This window comes from Streptococcus sp. 9.1 (genome assembly GCF_016648815.1).
GTDB lineage: Bacteria > Bacillota > Bacilli > Lactobacillales > Streptococcaceae > Streptococcus > Streptococcus salivarius_E.
The window spans coordinates 57,602-77,363 of record NZ_JACLQS010000005.1 but is presented as its reverse complement, the minus strand read 5'-3'; the positions used below and the strand labels follow the sequence as shown (position 1 = coordinate 77,363).

The window sequence follows — 19,762 nt, the reverse complement described above, 5'->3', positions numbered from 1 at the left end:
TCATAAAAAACAAGGTACTAACTCTATTTTATAATCTAATATAAAGTGTAAAATGAGACTATTGTTAAATAGATTCTCAAGAAAGGATAAAAGATGATTCGTTTTGAACACGTAACGAAACGTTATGAAGATAAGGATGCTCTCTCAGATCTTAACCTCGAGATTCGAGATGGGGAGATTTTTGGTCTGATTGGTCACAATGGGGCTGGTAAGACCACGACTATTTCCATTTTGACATCCATCATTGAAGCTAGCTACGGTGAAGTTTACGTCGATGATATGGCCCTCAGCCAACATCGTGATGCTATCAAGAAAAAAATCGCTTATGTGCCAGATTCACCAGACTTATTTTTAAATTTAACTGCTAATGACTATTGGTACTTTTTGACACGTATCTATGATTTGGAAGCTAGTCAGGTTGAGGAACGTTTGACTAATCTTATGGCTACCTTTGACTTGACGGAAAGTCGCTATAACCTCATTTCTTCCTTCTCTCACGGTATGCGTCAGAAGGTTGTCGTTATCGGTGCTCTTCTGGTTAATCCGCAGATTTGGGTTTTGGATGAGCCTTTGACTGGTCTGGATCCACAGGCATCTTATGATTTGAAAGAAGCCATGCGTAACCATGCTAAGGAGGGTAATAGTGTGCTCTTTTCAACCCACGTTCTAAGTGTAGCTGAGCAGCTCTGTGATCGTATTGCTATTTTGAAGAAAGGAAAACTCATATTCCAAGGGTCTCTAGCTGAACTCAAGTCTCAGTACCCTGACAAGGATTTGGAAACCATTTATCTGGAAATGGCTGGACGTAAGATCGAGGAGGTGTAGTCATGAACTGGAACCATGTTTGGGAGCTTTTTAAAATTAATCTCCTCTATGCAAATCCTCAAGCGGTAACTAACCTACAGAAACGTCAGGAGAAAAAGAAAAAGGCTAATTTCTCCATCGTTAATGCTATGCTTAGACAACAACTCTTGATTTTAATTATTTTTACGGTTGTATATAGCTATCTTTTTGTAGGTGTCGATTATAAGGCCAATCCTGGGGTCTTAACCCTATATCTTTTGACATTTTCAGTCATGGGGCTTCTCCAGACTTTTACGGCTCTCTACAGTACCTTTTACGATAGTAAGGATAGCAAGGCTTATCTGTCTCTTCCCTTAAAGCCATCAGAAGTCTTTTTGGCCAAGACCTTGTCAGGTTCTATGGTTGGGATGACCTTCATGGTACCTATCCTTAGTCTTCTCATTCTAGCTTACTGGCAATTTATTGGCCCACTGGGGATAGTCGTGGGGCTGCTATCCTTTATCGTTTCTCTCTTTATCAATCTCGTTTTTTCAGTGATTCTGTCTAATAGTGTTGGAACGCTGATTGTTCGCAGTTCTCGTCAAAAGCTCTATTCGACTATTTTGATGACCCTGTCAACCCTATTGATTATGTTCCCTATCATGATGGTTGGTTTTCTTAATGGTTATGTTAAGGGTGCTGGACATATCGATTTTCCTTTGTTGCCTTATCTAAGAGGTTACTATGATGTGGTAGCTGCTCCTCTATCTCTGGAGGCCCTACTAAATTTTTATCTTCCTCTTATCTCAGTGCTTATCTTGGGCTTTTGGTTTTATAAAGTCAGAATGCCTCGTTATTTCCACGAAGCCATTTATAACAAAAAGGCTAGAAAGACTCAGGTAAAAGTTGTTACTCGAAGTCAAAGACAGGTCTTGGTTCGCCATCATTTATCTACTTTGGGAAACTCAACCCTCATTATCAATACCTATGTGGTACCAGTATTATATATGATCATGCTGGGTGGAGGTGCGTTCTTTTTGAAAGATTTAGGTCCAGACTATTTCGGGCTCATGCTTTTAGTCGGAATTGCCTTTGGTTTCTTTTCAGCGCAACCAACAAGTTTTCTTGGGGTGGCAACTTCCTTAGAAGGAACAAACTTTGACTTTATCCGTAGCCTGCCAATCAATACGGGTGACTATCTTCGTCAAAAGTTTTGGATTTTCTATGGCTTGCAAGTCGGTGTATCCCTCTTACTAGGAGGACTTGGTTTAATATTCCTTGCACATCTCCATCCTATTTTGGTGGCAAGTTTCGCTCTTGGTTTTCTCGTAACAACCTATCTTGTAGGTGGCTATTTCTTTGAACGTGACCTTAAATTATTGGAAGTGAATTGGCAGGAAGTCACTCAGCTCTTCAATCGGGGTGGCGGACAGTGGCTCTATATGGGTATCTTTATTCTTACAATTTTCATCGCTGCCTTGCTAGGAGGTATTGTCTTCTTTGCAAGTAAGTTCTGGATTGCCCTAGTAGTCAACGCTATAGTAACTGGGCTTATAGCTTTAATTGCCCTAATCGTTTATCTCTTTGTTGATCGCAGACGTTGGAAACGTATTAGAGCCATGTTTTTTGCCTAGAACAAACTGTTTAAAGAGTCTCTCCGATTGGAGGGATTCTTTTTTACTGAAAATCTTTAATATGTAAACTTATGCATTATATATGTTAAAATACCTGAATTTAGTGTATAATCATAAACATGAAACGAAATTTTGACTCAGTAAAACGCCTGGTTATCAAAATCGGGACTAGCTCTCTGGTTTTACCATCAGGAAAAATTAATCTTGAAAAAATCGATCAATTAGCTTTTGTCATTTCTAGCCTGCATAATAAAGGGATTGAGGTTGTCCTCGTATCCTCTGGTGCCATGGGCTTCGGGCTCAATGTCTTAGACCTAGACAAGCGACCGGCTGAAGTCGGTAAGCAACAAGCCGTCTCAAGTGTAGGGCAGGTAGCCATGATGAGCCTCTATTCTCAGGTCTTTTCACATTACCAAACCAAGGTATCTCAGCTTCTGTTGACCCGTGATGTGGTCGAGTATCCTGAGAGTTTGGCCAATGCCATCAATGCCTTCGAGAGCCTCTTCAAGCTTGGAGTTGTTCCAGTTGTTAATGAAAATGATGCTGTCAGCGTAGATGAAATGGACCATGCGACTAAGTTTGGGGACAACGACCGCTTGTCAGCTATCGTAGCTAAGATTGTTGGTGCTGACCTACTCATTATGTTGTCAGATATTGATGGGCTCTTCGATAAGAACCCAAATGTCTATGAGGATGCCACCCTTCGTAGCTATGTCCCAGAGATTACAGAGGAAATTATAGCCTCAGCTGGTGGTGCCGGTAGTAAATTTGGTACAGGTGGTATGATGAGTAAGATTAAGTCAGCTCAGATGGTTTTTGAAAATCAAAGCCAAATGGTTTTGATGAATGGTGAAAATCCACGTGACATTCTTCGTGTCCTAGAAGGAGCCAAGATTGGTACACTCTTTAAACAGGAGGACTAAGATGACATTTATCGATACACTAGGTCAACAGGCCAAGGTGGCAGGTCGTCGGATTGCTAAATTGTCAACAGCAGCTAAAAACGACCTTTTAAATCAGGTAGCTAAAGCTCTAGTAGCTGAGAGTGCCTATATTATCACTGAAAATGCTAAGGATATGGCCAATGCCAAGGAAAATGGTATTTCAGAGATTATGCAAGACCGCTTGCTCTTGACGGAAGACCGTATCGCAGGGATTGCTGAGGGTGTCCGTCAGGTGGCAGATCTTCAGGACCCAATCGGACAAGTAGTTCGTGGCTATACGAATCTAGATGGTCTCAAAATCGTTCAAAAGCGTGTTCCTATGGGTGTTATCGCTATGATTTTTGAGAGCCGTCCCAATGTCTCAATCGATGCCTTTAGCCTTGCCTTTAAAACCAATAATGCTATCATTCTCCGAGGAGGACGTGATGCCATCAATTCCAACAAGGCCTTGGTTACAGTAGCCCGTAAGGCTTTGGAAAATGCAGGTATCACAGCAGATGCTGTTCAGCTGGTTGAAGATACCTCTCATGAGGTAGCAGAGGAACTCATGGCGGCGACTAAGTATGTAGACTTGCTCATCCCTCGTGGCGGAGCCCGTCTCATTCAAACGGTTAAAGAAAAAGCCAAAGTTCCAGTCATTGAAACGGGTGTTGGTAACTGTCATATTTATGTGGATAAATATGCTAACTTAGATATGGCGACACAGATTGTCATCAATGCCAAGACTCAACGACCAAGCGTGTGTAATGCTGCAGAATCTCTCGTCGTTCATGCTGATATTGCGGAAGACTTCTTACCTAATTTGGAAAAAGCTATTTCAAAAGTTCAGGCTGTTGAATTCCGTGCGGATGAAAAAGCTTTGAAACTTATGGAAAAATCCGTACCCGCTTCACCAGAAGATTTTGCGACAGAGTTTCTTGACTATATTATGTCTGTTAAAGTGGTAGACAGCCTTGATGAGGCCATTGATTGGATTAATACCTACACAACATCGCATTCAGAGGCTATCGTAACTCAGGATATCAGTCGTGCGGAGCAATTCCAAGACGACGTAGACGCTGCAGCTGTCTATGTTAATGCCTCAACCCGCTTCACAGACGGCTTCGTCTTTGGATTGGGTGCTGAAATCGGAATCTCAACCCAAAAAATGCACGCCCGTGGCCCAATGGGACTTGAGGCCCTAACCTCAACCAAGTTCTATATTAATGGCCAAGGTCAAATTAGAGAATAAACAAAAAGCTCCTCATGGGGCTTTTTTGGTCTATTTGCTAGAGTATAAAGCTTTTGCTATACTGGGGGTATCAAAAATGAGGAGCTTTTGTGATATTTAGAGCTTATAAAAAGTATTGGATGGGCTATGTCGATTTCACGGGACGTTCAAGCCGTTCAGATTATTGGTTTGCAGTATTAGCGAATACTATTGTAAGTATTATTTTATTTACCGTGATTATAGTTGTTATTGTATTTGATAGTCCAGGTAGTGATTATCATGTTATTCTCAACTTACTGTATGGGCTTGCAATGGTATATTTCTTTGCTACCTATATTCCATCCATTGCCCTTCAGGTGCGTCGCTTGCGTGATGCTGGTTTTCATTGGGCATTGATTTTCTTAAGCTATGCGCCTGTTATAGGTGATATCGTACTGTTGGTTTTGTTTTGTCAACCCACAAAAGTAGAATTTCCTTTCAACCAGTTCAATAATCCACCACAATAATAATGACTTAACAGCCTTGCGAGGCTGTTTTTTAGTTGATTTGTCAATCTTCCCTTCTCTTGCTACACTGGGAGTATCATAAAAAAGGGGGATTTTATTATGATTGAAGCCTACAAAAAATTTTGGAAGGGCTATGTCGATTTCAAGGGCCGTTCAACACGTTCAGATTATTGGCTTAATGTGCTTGCGCAATGTTTGGTTTTTTTACTTTTCGGTTTCTTACTTATATTAATCATGATTTTAGGGGGAGATCCGGCAACGTATACTTCTGACGCATATAGTTTTCAAATGATTTTGATCTATATTGTATTGTCAGCTTTTGGAATATATATGTTAGCCTTACTGATACCTTCCATTGCAATCATGGTACGTCGTCTAAGAGATAGTGGCTACCATTGGGCTTTGATATTTTTAGCGTTGATTCCCTACCTTGGTAGTTTTATTATTTTTATCTTAACCTTGCAACCAACAAAGGTAGAATTACCATTCAATAATTTGAATAATCCACAACAATGATAAGTATTTAGCAGCCTAGTATGGCTGCTTTTTCGTCAATTTGTCAAATTCTTTTTTTATTGCTATACTATAAGTATCAAAAAATGAGGAGATTTTATTATGATCGAAGCTTATAAGAAGTTTTGGAAGGGCTATGTAGATTTTGAGGGCCGTTCAACACGTTCAGATTACTGGTTTGCATATTTGGCAAATATGTTAACAGTTATTACTTTTTATGTGTTGCTCGCAATCTTTGGAGGCATTGCAAGTGCGACAGAATCAAGCTTTTTGGCTGTTATTTCATTTATCATCCTATTTATCTTTTTTGCCTTTGGTATTGCTGCTATCTTACCTGGTATTGCTGTAACAGTTCGCCGTTTGCGTGATGCTGGCTACAATTGGCCGTATATTTTTATTTCTTTAATCCCATTTGTAGGTCCTATTATCTTCATTGTGTTGTTGTGTAAACCAACTAAAGTTGATTATCCATTTAACAACTTCAATAATCCTCAGCAATAATAATGACTTAACAGCCTCGCTAGGCTGTTTTTTAGTTGATTTGTCACTTGTTATACTGGAAGTATCATAAAAAAGGGGGATTTTATTATGATTGAAGCCTACAAAAAATTTTGGAAGGGCTATGTTGATTTTAAGGGCCGTTCAACACCTTCAGATTACTGGTTTGCATGTTCGGCACATCTATTGATTTTCTTTACTTGGTATTTGCTCCTAGCAGTGTTTGAAAGAATGGTAGCTGAAACAGGATCAAGCGATTTATTTACTATTGGTGTTATTTTACTACTTATCTTTTTTGCCTATGGTGTTGCTGCGGTTTTACCTGGTATTGCTCTAACGGTTCGTCGTTTACGTGATGCTGGCTATCATTGGGCATATATTTTTATTCCTTTAATCCCATTTGTCGGTATTTTTATCTTCATTTTTCTATTATGTCAACCAACAAAAGTAGAAGTGCCATTGAACAACGTCGATAACCCACAGCAATAATGACAATCAACCAACTCTTTGAGTTGGTTTTTCTAATGTCAAAAAAAGTTTTATGTTAATGTTGCACATTTTAATATTTCTGATATAATCTTATCTGAGACTAATCAATACTAAAATATATTTAAGAAATGTGAATATTCTATGAAACTACTTCGTCATTTAAAAGAAAAACGTTACCTTATTTTGGCATTTACCCTACCGGCTATTCTTTTGGCATTGGCTATTGTCTTTTTGCAGCCTGCGCAGAATCATGCTAAGGTCCAAGTTAAGGTGGGGACTAAGCAGTCATCATCAAGCAAACCCAAGGCTTCATCCAAGTCATCGAGCTCAAGTTCGTCGTCATCTTCTTCAACTTCAAGTGAGTCATCAAGCTCAACGGTAGAAGCAGCTAGTCAGACAGAAGCAAGCTCAACTCCTGCGGTAGCATCGGCACCAACGCCTTCTTCAGCACAAGAGGCTTATCAAGCGCCCCAGTATAACTATGTACCACCAACAGCTTATACAGAGTCACATAGTGATGCTCCAAGTTACACAGCTCCTGCCTACAGTGCAGATGTCAGCTCTGGGACAGCAGAATAAGGATTAAAGAAAAGGAATTTAGGTTTAGAGATGAAAAATAAAGTTTTAGCATTAGTAACAGGATTATCTAGTTTAGTCCTATTAGCAGCTTGTTCAAACCAGCAAAATGGGTTGACTTCGACGACTTCATCTTCATCAGTAGAGCAGTCACAATCAAGTAGTAGTGAAAGCTCTAGCATAAGTACAAGTTCAAGCTCTAGTCAAGAGAAAAAGGTAGATACCTCTGCCTATGATAGCATCATTAGTAAGTACCAAACGGCTGTGGCCAACAACCAAACGGATGCCTCACTTAATTCTCTCATTGTGACCTATGCTAATTCTCAAACAAGTCCTGCCTCAACGGTCTATACTTACCATGATTTGGATGGTAATGGTGTTGATGAGTTGATTCTTGCTTTTAAGCCAGGTAAACTCTTTAAAGAACATGTGATTACGGATATTTACACTATATCTAAGGATAGTGGTCAGGTTGTTCGTCTGACAGAGGGGCCACAACTGGGCATGTTGGGTGAGCGTATGACATTGGCCTACCTCATGGATAACACCTTTAGCTACTATGGTAGTGCTGGTGCTATGGCTGGTGGAGGTGCAGGCTACCGCTTTAGTAGTGATGGTCAGTCTCTTGTAAAAGAGGACAGTGATTCGGGTGCTGAAAAAGCAGATCTTTCTAGTTGGGATTGGAAGGACTTGGACAGTGCTTCAAGTAATAGTAGTTCTAGCACAGTGTCACAAACTCAAACCAGTTCGACAGCCCTTAAGGCTGATGAACTCAAAAATGGTAACTACAAGTCAGCTGTAGGGACATGGAAGTCTTCAAATGGAAAGACCATCACCATTACTTCGGATGGACAGTTGAATCTCTGGGTTTCTACTTACCCTATTGACAAAGTCTCATCCAATCAATATGTGTCAGGTATCTATAGCTTAACTTATGTTGATTCTAGTCCAGTTGGGAATACTCCAATTCAGCTTTGTCCTAAGGGAGTTAGTGATGCAAGTGATGCGGGGGATAACAGTAAGGACCGTATCCTAGCGACGAATGGGATGCCATCTGCGGAAAGTTATTTTTATCGAGTGGATTAATCTTATCAAATGATATAGAAACTAAAGAGTCAGGCCTTGGATCTGGCTCTTTTACTATCCTGTCAACTTACAGAACGAGACAATTTCTCTATTCTTGTGCTATAATAAAAGTTATGACTAATGAATTTCACCATGTAACCGTTCTTTTACACGAAACTGTTGATATGCTTGATATCAAGCCCAATGGCATCTATGTTGATGCGACCTTGGGTGGCGCAGGACATTCGTCTTATCTTTTGTCGCAATTATCTGAAAAGGGTCATTTGTACTGCTTTGATCAGGACCAAAAGGCTATTGATAATGCTCAAGTGCGTCTCAAGGACTATATTGATAAGGGTATGGTGACTTTCATCAAGGATAATTTCCGTAATCTCAAGTCCAACCTTGAAGCCTTGGGGGTGTCTGAAATTGATGGCATTCTCTATGACTTGGGTGTCTCTAGCCCACAGTTGGATGAGCGTGAGCGTGGCTTCTCCTATAAACAGGATGCCAAGCTAGATATGCGTATGAATGAGGAGGCGAGTCTGACCGCTTATGATGTGGTCAATACCTATCCTTACAACGATTTGGTGCGCATTTTCTTCAAGTATGGTGAGGACAAGTTCTCTAAACAAATTGCACGTAAGATTGAACATGCTCGTCAGGTTAAACCAATTGAGACCACGACGGAACTGGCGGAAATCATTAAATCAGCTAAGCCTGCTAAGGAATTGAAGAAGAAGGGCCATCCGGCCAAGCAAATTTTCCAAGCTATTCGCATCGAAGTGAACGATGAGCTTGGTGCTGCGGATGAGTCTATTCAAGAGGCCTTGGATTTACTTGCTGTGGATGGTCGTATTTCGGTCATTACCTTCCACTCTTTGGAGGATCGATTGACTAAACAGCTTTTCAAGGAAGCTAGTACGGTAGATGTGCCTAAAGGTCTACCCTTTATTCCTGAAGACCTCCAACCTAAGGTAGCCTTAGTTAATCGTAAGCCAATCCTACCTAGTCAGGAAGAATTAGAAGCTAATAACCGCTCGCATTCTGCTAAATTGCGTGTGGCTAAAAAAATCAGGAAATAATTATGGAAAATAAGGAACATCAGATTGTCAATAGAGCCATTAGAAACCATATTCGTTTTATGACGCGTATGGAAAAGGCCTTCTATTCGGCAATTGTTTTGACAGCTATTGTGATGAGTATTGCAGTTGTATTTTTACAAGGGCGTAATCAGGCTATCAAGCAACAAATCACAGACCTTAATAGCAAGATTAGTGATGAAAAAACAGAGCTTAATAATGCAAAGCAGGCGGTTAATGAGTTGACAAACTCTGACCGTATTAAAGAGATTGCTAATAAGGCAGGCCTGTCTATTAATAACGATAGTATTAAGAGTGTGAAGTAACCAATGAACAGATTAAGAAAACTTAAACATTTATTTCTAAACTATGTCGTTAGGGATAGGCGAAAGCCAGCCCAGAATCGACAGCACGTTGGTCAGAACCTTATGGTTCTCAGCATCTTTATCTTTTTCGTCTTTATTATCAACTTTGTGGTGATTATCGGGACAGACAGTAAGTTTGGTGTCGATTTGTCTACCCAGGCTGCTAAATCTTATAACACTAAGACCACGGTGGCTGCCAAGCGTGGGACGATTTACGACCGAAATGGAAATGTTTTGGCTGAGGATTCAACCAGTTATGCCATTTACGCTATCGTGTCGACCAGTTATGTGTCAGCGACTCAAGAAAAACTCTATGTCCAAGATAGTCAGTTTGACAAGGTTGCTGATATTTTAAAGGATAAGCTAGGAATTGAAAAGAGTGATTCCTTGGCCCAATTGCGTACTAAGGGTGCCTACCAGGTTTCCTTTGGGCTAAAGGGGAAGGGAATTACCTACTCTGTTAAAGAAGAACTAGAAAAAGCCTTTAAAGATGCGGGAATTAAGGGGATGGCCTTTGAAGCAACAACGTCACGAATGTACCCTAATGGAACCTTCGCGTCAGAGTTTCTTGGTCGTGCCGAAGCTGTTGAAAATAAAAAAGACGGCTCATATTCTTTAATTGGTCAAACTGGTTTGGAGCGCTCGCTCAATAGCCTCTTGACTGGAACAGATGGAGAGGCCATCTATGAAAAGGATAAAAACGGTAATACGCTTCTAGGTACGGAAACCATTACCAAGGAAGCTATCGATGGTAAGAACATCTATACAACCTTGTCAGCGCCTCTCCAAACCTTCTTAGAAACGCAGATGGATACCTTTATGGAGCAGACGCAAGGTGTCAATGCTTCAGCGACAGTTGTTAATGCTAAGACAGGTGAGATTCTTGCAACGACACAACGTCCGACCTATAATTCTGATACTCTTGAGGGACAGGCTAAGAAAAACTATGATTGGGTTAACCGTCTTTACGAAGCTCAGTATGAGCCTGGATCAACCATGAAGGTCATGCTCTTGTCAGCTGCTATTAACAATGGAAGCTTTAACCCGAATACGACCTATAGTAATGCTAATGGTATTAAGGTTGACGACGTTGAAATTAATGACTGGTCAATCAATGAAGGTATCTCAACAGGTCGTACCATGTCATTTGCCCAAGGCTTCTCTTATTCAAGTAACGTTGGTATGACCATGCTGGAACAAGAGATGGGAGACAAGGTTTGGTCTAGCTACTTATCTCTTTACAAATTTGGTCTTCCAACCCGTTTTGGGATGGTCGGTGAATCTTCAGGGGTTGTCTCTCGAAACTCTGTTAATATAGCTCAATCGTCCTTCGGACAAGGGATTTCGGTGACTCAGGTGCAGATGCTTCGAGCCTTTACCGCTATTTCAAACAATGGTATAATGCTAGAACCTCAATTTATCAAACAAGTTGCCGATACTAACCAAGGCACAGTTCGTACAGCGAAGAAGGAAGTTATCGGTAAGCCAGTTTCTAAGCAGGCTGCCTCTGAAACGCGTAACTATATGATTTCCGTTGGTACAGATCCAGAGTTCGGTACCCTTTACAATAAATCTGAAGGGTCACCTATTATCCAAGTTGGCAATTATGATGTTTCAGTTAAGTCTGGAACGGCTCAGGTTGCTGATGAGAAGACTGGGACCTACAAAGTTGGTTCCAATGAAACCCTCAATTCAGTTGTAGCCATGGTACCTACAGATAATCCAGAATATATCATGTATGTGACTGTACAGGAGCCTAAGACTTGGGATAATAATTTTTATGCAACTGTGGTTAACCCGGTTTTGGAAGAAGCCATGTCTATGGGAGACACCCTAGATACTTCTGTGTCTGAAGGTAGTGAAAAGACCGAGGAAACGAGCTATCAAACCGGCGATATTATCGGTAAGAGTCCGGGCGAGACAGCTAACACCCTTCGTCAAAACTTGATTCATCCGATTGTTCTGGGTGTTGGTGATAAGATTGAGAAGGTTTCTGTAGATGCCAAAGCCAATATCAAGGCTAATGAACAGATTCTTATCATGACCAATGATTTCACAGAACTTCCAGACATGTATGGTTGGACCAAGAAGAACGTTGAAACCTTTGCCAAATGGAAAGGCATTAAAGTTACTTATAAGGGTGGCAAGTCAGGGACTGTTACCAAACAAAGTGTTGCGGCAGGAAAAGCCCTGTCTAAAACCAAGAAGATTACCATTACTTTAGGAGACTAAGATGACTATGAGTCTGATAGCAGGCGTGGCCGCCTTTGTGTTGACGGTGCTCGCCATGCCTCACTTTATTACTTACTACAAAATCAAGAAAATCGGTGGCCAACAAATGCATGAAGATGTGAAGCAGCATTTGGCTAAGGCTGGGACGCCAACTATGGGAGGGACAGTCTTCCTAGTGGTTGCCATCTTGGTTAGCTTGATTTTCAACTTCCACGTCTTTAGCGAGGGGCACCAAGCATATGGTGCCACAGTAGGGATTCTCTTTGTGATTTTGATTTATGGAATCATCGGCTTCCTTGATGATTTCCTTAAGATTTTCCGTCAAATCAATGAGGGACTTAAACCTTGGCAAAAGATGGCCTTGCAGATTATTGCGGGTTTGCTTTTCTACTTTATCCACGTACTTCCTAGTGGGACAGATAGCTTAGCTATTGGTGGATTAACCATTCATCTCGGTGTCTTTTATGTTCTCTTTGTCCTATTCTGGATTGTTGGTTTCTCAAATGCTGTGAACTTGACAGACGGTATTGATGGTTTAGCTTCTATCTCTGTGGTTATCAGCTTGATTGCCTATGGGATTATCGCTTTTGTCAAGGGTGAGTTCGCTATCTTGACCATCATTATCACTATGATTGGGGCTCTTCTTGGCTTCTTCGTCTTTAACCACAAGCCAGCCAAGGTCTTTATGGGAGATGTTGGTTCCTTGTCACTTGGAGCTATGCTTGCGGTTATCTCTATTGCCCTACGTGTAGAGTGGACGCTACTCTTGATTGGTGTGGTTTATGTCTTTGAGACAGCTTCTGTCATGCTACAGGTCAGCTATTTTAAATACACTAAGCGTAAGTATGGAGAAGGTCGTCGTATTTTCCGTATGACACCATTCCACCACCACCTCGAATTGGGTGGCCTTTCAGGTAAGGGTGACAAATGGTCAGAGTGGAAGGTTGATGCTTTCCTTTGGACTGTTGGAGCGCTCGCAAGTGCGATTACTCTTTGGATGGTTCTTGGAAACGTTATGAAATAAATGAAAAGAGCAGAAATGCTCTTTTTTTGTTATAATGATAAGGATAGACTAGATAGAAAAGAAGTAAGTAAACATGTCATTTAAAGATTTTAATTTTAAAACATTTATTCAGGAGGCTCTTGATGAGATTAAGTTTAAGGAGCCAACACCTGTTCAGCAGAAATTGATTCCAGTGGTTCGTTCAGGTCGTGATTTAGTGGGTGAATCAAAGACGGGTTCAGGGAAAACACATACCTTCCTCTTGCCAATTTTTGAGAAACTCAATCCAAAGAGTGGCGATGTTCAAGTTGTTATTACAGCACCATCACGTGAATTGGCGACACAAATTTACCAAGCGACAAAACAAATTGCCAAACACTCTGAGACTGAAATTCGTGTGGTCAACTATGTGGGTGGTACAGACAAGCAACGTCAGATTGAGAAACTCAAGGTAGCACAACCTCATATTGTTATCGGGACACCAGGTCGTATTTATGACCTAGTTAAGTCTGGTGACTTGGCTATCCACAAGGCCCATACCTTTGTTGTTGACGAAGCTGATATGACCATGGATATGGGATTCTTGGATACTGTAGACAAGATTGCGGCAAGTCTGCCTAAGGAAGTTCAAATTTTGGTCTTCTCAGCAACCATTCCTCAAAAATTGCAACCATTCTTGAAGAAGTATTTGACCAATCCAGTCATGGAACAAATCAAAACTTCAACAGTTATTGCGGATACTATTGATAACTGGTTGGTATCTACCAAGGGTCGCAACAAGAATGAACAGATTCTTGAGATGCTTAAGGGGATGCAGCCGTATCTAGCAATGATTTTCGTTAATACCAAGGAACGTGCTGACGATTTGCACAGTTACCTAGTGTCAAATGGTCTTAAAGTAGCGAAAATTCACGGCGGTATTCCACCACGTGAACGTAAGCGTATCATGAATCAAGTTAAGAAGCTTGAGTTTGAGTACATTGTAGCGACGGACCTTGCGGCGCGTGGGATTGACATTGAAGGGGTTAGCCATGTAATCAATGATGCCATCCCTCAAGACTTGTCCTTCTTTGTTCACCGTGTAGGGCGTACAGGACGTAATGGTTTGTCAGGAACAGCCATCACCCTCTATCAACCAAGCGACGACTCAGATATTCGTGAGCTTGAAAAGATGGGGATTACCTTTGAACCTAAAGTCTATAAGGACGGCGAGTTTCAAGATACCTATGACCGCGACCGTCGTGCCAATCGTGAAAAAGCCTATCAAAAACTTGATACGGAAATGATTGGTTTGGTTAAGAAGAAAAAGAAAAAAATCAAACCTGGCTACAAGAAGAAAATTCAGTGGAAAGTTGACGAAAAACGCAAACGTGAGCGTCGTGCAGCTAACCGTGCTAAGGGACGTGCTGAACGTAAAGCTAAGAAGCAGAGTTTCTAAACATTGGCTTCTAGCTGAAAGCAAATTTTAATTTAAAATTCAAGAGGTTGAAACCAAAGTGTTTCAGCCTTTTTGATTATTATCTAACTATTGAGAAAGTCTCAATATATGCTTGTAAAATAATTAAGTATGTCTTAAGAACTGAAACTATGACAGATTTTAAATAGTTTTATCACAGCCATTTTTAAGAAGCTTTCCGTTTAAAGTAAAATAATTTGTACGTTTGAGGTTATTAGTTGAGTCAACTCTCAAAATCAGGTAGTGACATAAATGTCACTATTTTTTTTGTTGGCTTTCTACCTATAATAAAATCATAGCTTTTGAGAAAAGGGTAGAACAAAATATTTTAAAGGAGGTTGTTTTAATGACAACACAAATCATTAACAATTTTAACTCACTTAATTCCGAAGATCTTTCTACTGTTAAGGGTGGAGCATGTAGTTTTTGGGGAGCTACAGCTGCCGTAGGCGTCGGGGCTGTTGGAGGAGCCATTAAAGGTGGTATTCAAACAGGTACTTGGCAAGGTGCAGCCTTAAAGGGTATTGGTTATGGTATTAAAGATGGGATTACTTATGGCCTTATTTGTCGTTATTAGGCGATTACTGAGTCAATTTTTTGGCCAAATAGTAATTGCTCTCCTAATTTATGGGCTTATATTCTTTGCTTGGCAACACTTTAGAGGAGAAATTTTCTCAATTGTGTGCATCTATGTCAGTATATCCCTAGCAGATGACGTCTATCATCTCGCAGAAGAATATGTTAAAAAGAAAGTTAACTAGGAATACGTTCCTGTTTGAAAAATAGCATGTAAAAACTTGGCAGAAGGCACTGCACCCCAATAATGGGACAAGAGAAAAAACCTCTTATGCGACCAGTTTTCTGTACTCTACAGGAGACTGGTCATTTAATCTCTGTTGAATTCTAGTTTCATTATAAAATATGATGTAATTTTTAACAATATCTGTTATACTATCTTTAGTTAGGTTTCTCCACTTATGGAGATAGAAGGTTTCAGACTTTAGGATGGAATGAAACCATTCGATACAGGCATTATCTGCTGGTGTTCCTTTTCGGGACATAGAGCGGGTGATGCCTTTTTCTGTACAAGCTTGATAGTAGGCTTTTGAGGTGTAGACAGATCCCTGGTCGCTGTGTAAAAGTGCTCCTTGAGGTAGCTCAAGTTGATGAAGTGTGTCGAGTACAAAGTCCGTATCTTGACACTCGGAGATGCTATAAGCTACTATTTCACGATTATAGAGATCCATGATCGAAGATAGATAAAGTCTACAGTTTCCAAAGTAGAGGTAGGTGATGTCTGTGACAAGCTTCTCCATAGGCTTGTCTGCCTGAAAATCACGATCTAGCTTATTGTCTGTTACATGGTAAGGCTTCCCTAATTTAGGTCCCTTCTTGGGACGGACACGGCAAAGGCAGCCCTTTTCCTTCATGATACGATAGACCTTCTTGCGATTAACGACGAGGTTATAAACTTTCTTTAGTAAGCGAGTGATGGTTCGATAGCCGTAAATAAAGCGATTTGCCATACAGAGTTGTTCGATTTTATCTGCTATTTCGTCTCTTTTCTGAGAATTCTTACACTCCTGTTTCCAGCGATAAAAGGTGGAGCGTTTGACTCCGAAACACTCTAAAATAATAGATACAGGGCACGTTTTCTTATACTCTTCTACTAGCTTGATAAGACTTACTTTGTCGATTTTCTTACCAAGCTCTGATACTTTTTTAGTAATTCTACCTGCAAACGTAACTGTTCCACTTCAGATAATTGTTTCATTCCTTTACCATAAGTATATTGTTTCCCCACAGGTTGGTGGAAACGGTACAATTCATCATTCTGATACCAACGCCACCAGGTCTTGACCTGACTAGCATTTTTGATACCGAGGGTATCCATGATAACCTTATTTGATTTACCTGCCTTCTTCATTTCGATACAGGCTAGCTTAGTTTCTACTGAATATGCTTTTTTGACCATAATAAAACACTCCTGTTTCTAGTTTACCAGATTTCAACAGGAGTGTTTTCTTGTGTCTCATTTTATGGGTGCAGTGCCGAATGATTGTCAAGTTTTTTTATAGCAAAAGTGCTACAATAGGAGTCATGAAAGACACGATTCGAATTCTTCATATCAATGATTTACACTCTCATTTTGAACAGTATCCACAACTCAAGCGAGCTGTGGATGATTTGAGTCAGACAGATAGAGAGCTGATTAAGGTAGATCTTGGGGACAATGTGGATAAGTCCCATCCCTTATCTGATGCGACAGCCGGGCGTTTTAATGTAGCCCTGATGAATGAGTTGGGGATAAACTATGCGACTATTGGAAATAATGAGGGGATAGGTCTGGCCAAGGAGGAGCTAGACTGTCTTTATGAGCAGGCTAAGTTTCAGCCGATCATAGGAAATCTCAAGGATGAAGGGAGACAGCCTGAATGGGCCAAACCCTATCTTATCCATAAAACTAAAGCAGGTACAAACATTGCTTTCTTGGCCTATACCTTCCCATATTACATCACCTATGCTCCCAACGGTTGGCAGGTGTTAGAGCCTATGGCTAGGTTGGAAGAGGATTTGGCTCGTCCTGAGGTAAGGGATGCAGATATAGTCGTCGTTCTTAGTCACCTAGGTGTACGTTATGATGAGCAGATTGCAGAGACTTATCCGCAGGTAAACCTTGTCATTGGGAGCCACACGCATCACCTTTTTGAAGAGGGTAAATTAGTCAATGAAACCTATTTAGCAGCTGCTGACAGATATGGTTATTATCTTGGCTGTATTGACCTTACTGTGGAAAATGGGCAATTGATAGAATGTCAGATTGAGGCTATTCCCACCAAGTCCTACATCTTGGATTTAGACAAGGAGGACGAAGCCTTTATCAGGGCTATGCGTGAGGAAGGCCATCGTCGTTTAGCTCAGAAAAAAGTAGCTAATCTAGGTCGAGAACTAGATTTTGATGAGACCTGTCAATTGGTTTTACAGGCTGTTTGTCAGGAGACTCATAGCCAATTAACGCTTTTAAATACTGGACTTATCATGAAAACACTAGGTCCTCAAGTGACCATGGCAGACCTGCAAGAAGCACTTCCTCACCAGATGCGGATGGCTCGTCTAGTCGTGACAGGCCAAGAGCTCAAAGAAATCTGTCAGGAAGTTTTTACTAAGGCTGAACTCCTTAAAAATCAGGCTATTAAAGGTATGGGATTTAGAGGGAAGACATTTGGTGAAGTAATCACGGGGAATTTTGCTTACAAAAACGGTAATTTGTTGTATAATAGAAGGGTTGTAGATTCCAATGAGAAGTTTAGTTTGGTCCTTGTGGACCAGTACTACTTTGCTTCTTACTTCCCTACAATTAAGGAAAAGGAAGTTACTCTTCTTTTTCCAGATTTGTTAAGGGAACTTGTGGCCAAGTATTTAGGAAAAAATGGTGCCAATTGGGATAAGATATAGAGACATTATTACAGCATCAGGATAGAAAATAAGAGAGAGCAGAAAGGATGGCACATGCGTAAAGAAATCTTGCCAGAAATGTTTAATTATAATAAATATCCCGGGCCAGACTTTGTGTATGTGGCTGATCTTCTGAAATCAGATGCCTGTCAGTTTACAGTTCTTGAAAATCACAAGGATGCTTTAGACGCTACCCGCTTTGGGCAACGTTTTTCTGAAATCATGCTCAAGTATGATTATATCGTTGGGGACTGGTCTAATGACCAGCTTCGCCTTAAGGGATTTTACGAGGACGAGCGCCCTAATACGCGTAAGACAGACCGCATTAGCCGATTGTCGGAGTATTTGCGTGAATACTGTGCCTTTGGTTGCGCCTACTTTATTTTGAAAAATGAAGAGCCGCAATTAATCATCTTTGAAGAGGAGACAGAACCTCGTCGCAAGCGCCGTCGTTCTAATAATCGTCGTAATGCTTCTCAGGAATCTAGAGAGCGCAATGCTTCTCAAAAGAATAAGGGGCAAAAAGCTTCTGCTAAGCAAAAGCCAGACAAGTCCAAACGAAGAGATAGGGATCAAGAGGGTCCAAGCTTTGAGAAAATCAAGCGTCGTCCTAAGTTCAAATCTAGATCTGAGGATGGTGGTCGTGAGCGTAAGCCTAACTTCAAGAAGAGTCAGAAGCAAGCTCCAAAATCTAAAGGTCAAAACACCCCATCGAAGAAACAAAGCCAGACCAAGTCAGATGGTCAGCATTTCACAATCAGAAAAAAAGGAAATTAAACTATGTCAGAAGTAACAACACAAGCAAAACCAGAACGTCGTAAACGTCAGAAGTTAGAGGATATGGAAGGCTACAAACCTTCTATTTATGGTCTTACTCGTGATGAGTTGATTGATTGGGCTATGGAACACGGTGAAAAGAAATTCCGTGCTACTCAAATTTGGGATTGGCTCTACAAGAAGCGTGTGCAATCTTTCGAAGAAATGACCAACATTTCTAAGGATTTTATTGCTAAATTGAATGAGAATTTCTGTGTGAATCCATTGAAACAACGTATCGTTCAAGAATCTAAAGATGGTACCGTTAAATATCTTTTTGAATTGCCAGATGGTATGTTGATTGAGACGGTTTTGATGCGTCAACACTATGGTTTGTCTGTCTGTGTGACAACTCAGGTTGGATGTAACATCGGTTGTACTTTCTGTGCCAGTGGTTTGATCAAGAAACAACGTGACTTGACTGCTGGTGAGATTGTGGCGCAAATCATGTTGGTACAAAAATACTTTGACGATCGTGGCGACGGTGAACGTGTCAGCCACGTGGTTGTTATGGGTATCGGTGAGCCATTTGATAACTATGACAATGTGCTTCGTTTCTTGCGTACCATTAACAATGATAATGGTCTTGCCATTGGAGCGCGTCACATTACCGTATCAACATCTGGTTTGGCACCAAAAATCAAGGAATTTGCTAACGAAGGTGTTCAAGTTAACCTTGCCGTATCACTTCACGCGCCTAACAATGATCTTCGTTCAAGCATTATGCGTATCAACCGCTCATTCCCACTTGAAAAACTCTTTGAAGCTATCGAGTATTACATCCAAACAACCAACCGTCGTGTAACTTTTGAGTATATCATGCTTAATGAGGTCAATGACCATCCTGAAAATGCACAAGAGTTGGCTGATTTGACTAAGAAAATCCGTAAGTTGTCATACATCAACTTGATTCCATATAACCCAGTATCAGAGCACGATCAATATAGCCGTTCAACTAAAGAACGTGTGGCGGCCTTCTACGATGTGCTTAAGAAAAATGGGGTTAACTGTGTGGTTCGTCAAGAGCACGGTACAGATATCGATGCTGCTTGTGGACAATTGCGTTCAAACACTATGAAACGCGACCGTCAAAAAGCAGTGGCAGAAGCTTCTGGTAAATCAGAAGGTAAGTAA

20 protein-coding genes are annotated in these 19,762 nt (G+C 40.8%); 19 read left to right on the top strand and 1 reads right to left on the bottom strand.

Annotated elements, in window-relative coordinates; all coding sequences use genetic code 11:
* The first annotated feature begins 93 nt into the window (after positions 1–93).
* The 16 genes from H7T93_RS05320 to H7T93_RS05245 all read left to right on the top strand — a co-directional run bounded on the left by H7T93_RS05320 (position 94) and on the right by H7T93_RS05245 (position 14,933).
* The gene (locus H7T93_RS05320; RefSeq protein WP_002891761.1) at positions 94–825 is read left to right on the top strand and encodes an ABC transporter ATP-binding protein; all 732 of its coding nucleotides are present in this window, start codon (positions 94–96) and stop codon (positions 823–825) included.
* A 2-nt stretch (positions 826–827) separates the two neighbouring features.
* A complete protein-coding gene (locus H7T93_RS05315) occupies positions 828–2,417 on the top strand; it encodes an ABC transporter permease (protein ID WP_201041660.1) in 1,590 nt (529 codons plus the stop codon).
* 119 nt (positions 2,418–2,536) lie between these two features.
* Positions 2,537–3,340, top strand: a complete 804-nt coding sequence (proB, locus tag H7T93_RS05310; RefSeq protein ID WP_022495873.1) for a glutamate 5-kinase — start codon at positions 2,537–2,539, stop codon at positions 3,338–3,340.
* 1 nt (position 3,341) lies between these two features.
* Positions 3,342–4,592 (top strand): glutamate-5-semialdehyde dehydrogenase, encoded by a 1,251-nt coding sequence (locus H7T93_RS05305; protein ID WP_201041659.1) that lies wholly within the window; start codon positions 3,342–3,344, stop codon positions 4,590–4,592.
* A 92-nt stretch (positions 4,593–4,684) separates the two neighbouring features.
* The gene (locus H7T93_RS05300) at positions 4,685–5,077 is read left to right on the top strand and encodes a DUF805 domain-containing protein (protein ID WP_201041670.1); all 393 of its coding nucleotides are present in this window, start codon (positions 4,685–4,687) and stop codon (positions 5,075–5,077) included.
* Positions 5,078–5,176: 99 nt separating this feature from the next.
* Positions 5,177–5,593, top strand: a complete 417-nt coding sequence (locus H7T93_RS05295; RefSeq protein WP_037599110.1) for a DUF805 domain-containing protein — start codon at positions 5,177–5,179, stop codon at positions 5,591–5,593.
* Between the two features lie 99 nt (positions 5,594–5,692).
* Positions 5,693–6,091 carry a DUF805 domain-containing protein gene (locus H7T93_RS05290; protein ID WP_201041658.1) on the top strand — a complete coding sequence of 133 codons (399 nt, stop codon included), beginning with the start codon at positions 5,693–5,695 and terminating at the stop codon, positions 6,089–6,091.
* 87 nt (positions 6,092–6,178) lie between these two features.
* Complete coding sequence (locus H7T93_RS05285; protein WP_201041657.1) at positions 6,179–6,577, top strand: DUF805 domain-containing protein; 399 nt, start codon at positions 6,179–6,181, stop codon at positions 6,575–6,577.
* 141 nt (positions 6,578–6,718) lie between these two features.
* Positions 6,719–7,156: a Wzz/FepE/Etk N-terminal domain-containing protein gene (locus tag H7T93_RS05280; protein ID WP_070850135.1), complete on the top strand. Its 438-nt coding sequence runs from the start codon at positions 6,719–6,721 to the stop codon at positions 7,154–7,156.
* Positions 7,157–7,186: 30 nt separating this feature from the next.
* Entirely contained in the window at positions 7,187–8,239 is a 1,053-nt protein-coding gene (locus H7T93_RS05275) for a hypothetical protein (protein ID WP_201041656.1), read from the top strand.
* Between the two features lie 113 nt (positions 8,240–8,352).
* Positions 8,353–9,303, top strand: a complete 951-nt coding sequence (rsmH, locus tag H7T93_RS05270) for a 16S rRNA (cytosine(1402)-N(4))-methyltransferase RsmH (protein ID WP_110981239.1) — start codon at positions 8,353–8,355, stop codon at positions 9,301–9,303.
* A 2-nt stretch (positions 9,304–9,305) separates the two neighbouring features.
* Positions 9,306–9,626, top strand: a complete 321-nt coding sequence (gene ftsL, locus H7T93_RS05265; RefSeq protein WP_002891750.1) for a cell division protein FtsL — start codon at positions 9,306–9,308, stop codon at positions 9,624–9,626.
* 3 nt (positions 9,627–9,629) lie between these two features.
* The gene (gene pbp2X, locus H7T93_RS05260) at positions 9,630–11,897 is read left to right on the top strand and encodes a penicillin-binding protein PBP2X (protein WP_110981240.1); all 2,268 of its coding nucleotides are present in this window, start codon (positions 9,630–9,632) and stop codon (positions 11,895–11,897) included.
* Between the two features lies 1 nt (position 11,898).
* Entirely contained in the window at positions 11,899–12,921 is a 1,023-nt protein-coding gene (gene mraY / locus H7T93_RS05255) for a phospho-N-acetylmuramoyl-pentapeptide-transferase (RefSeq protein WP_002891748.1), read from the top strand.
* Between the two features lie 73 nt (positions 12,922–12,994).
* On the top strand, positions 12,995–14,338 hold the full coding sequence (locus H7T93_RS05250; RefSeq protein WP_060971666.1) for a DEAD/DEAH box helicase: 1,344 nt from the start codon (positions 12,995–12,997) through the stop codon (positions 14,336–14,338).
* Between the two features lie 364 nt (positions 14,339–14,702).
* Positions 14,703–14,933, top strand: coding sequence for a Blp family class II bacteriocin (locus H7T93_RS05245; RefSeq protein WP_002884558.1), 231 nt, complete (start codon positions 14,703–14,705; stop codon positions 14,931–14,933).
* A gap of 268 nt (positions 14,934–15,201) precedes the next feature.
* Here H7T93_RS05245 and H7T93_RS05240 read toward each other — a convergent pair.
* Positions 15,202–16,334 (bottom strand): IS3 family transposase gene (locus H7T93_RS05240; protein ID WP_398578081.1). Its coding sequence is split into 2 segments (ribosomal slippage): positions 15,202–16,067 and positions 16,067–16,334, totalling 1,134 coding nucleotides; the frame shifts between segments, so codons are not numbered across the junction.
* Positions 16,335–16,456: 122 nt separating this feature from the next.
* Between H7T93_RS05240 and H7T93_RS05235 the strand changes: the two genes are divergently transcribed.
* From H7T93_RS05235 to rlmN, 3 genes are all read left to right on the top strand, one after another.
* Positions 16,457–17,812 carry a bifunctional metallophosphatase/5'-nucleotidase gene (locus tag H7T93_RS05235; protein WP_201041655.1) on the top strand — a complete coding sequence of 452 codons (1,356 nt, stop codon included), beginning with the start codon at positions 16,457–16,459 and terminating at the stop codon, positions 17,810–17,812.
* 54 nt (positions 17,813–17,866) lie between these two features.
* Complete coding sequence (locus H7T93_RS05230) at positions 17,867–18,589, top strand: YutD family protein (RefSeq protein WP_201036097.1); 723 nt, start codon at positions 17,867–17,869, stop codon at positions 18,587–18,589.
* A gap of 63 nt (positions 18,590–18,652) precedes the next feature.
* Positions 18,653–19,762, top strand: coding sequence for a 23S rRNA (adenine(2503)-C(2))-methyltransferase RlmN (gene rlmN / locus H7T93_RS05225; protein ID WP_096832658.1), 1,110 nt, complete (start codon positions 18,653–18,655; stop codon positions 19,760–19,762).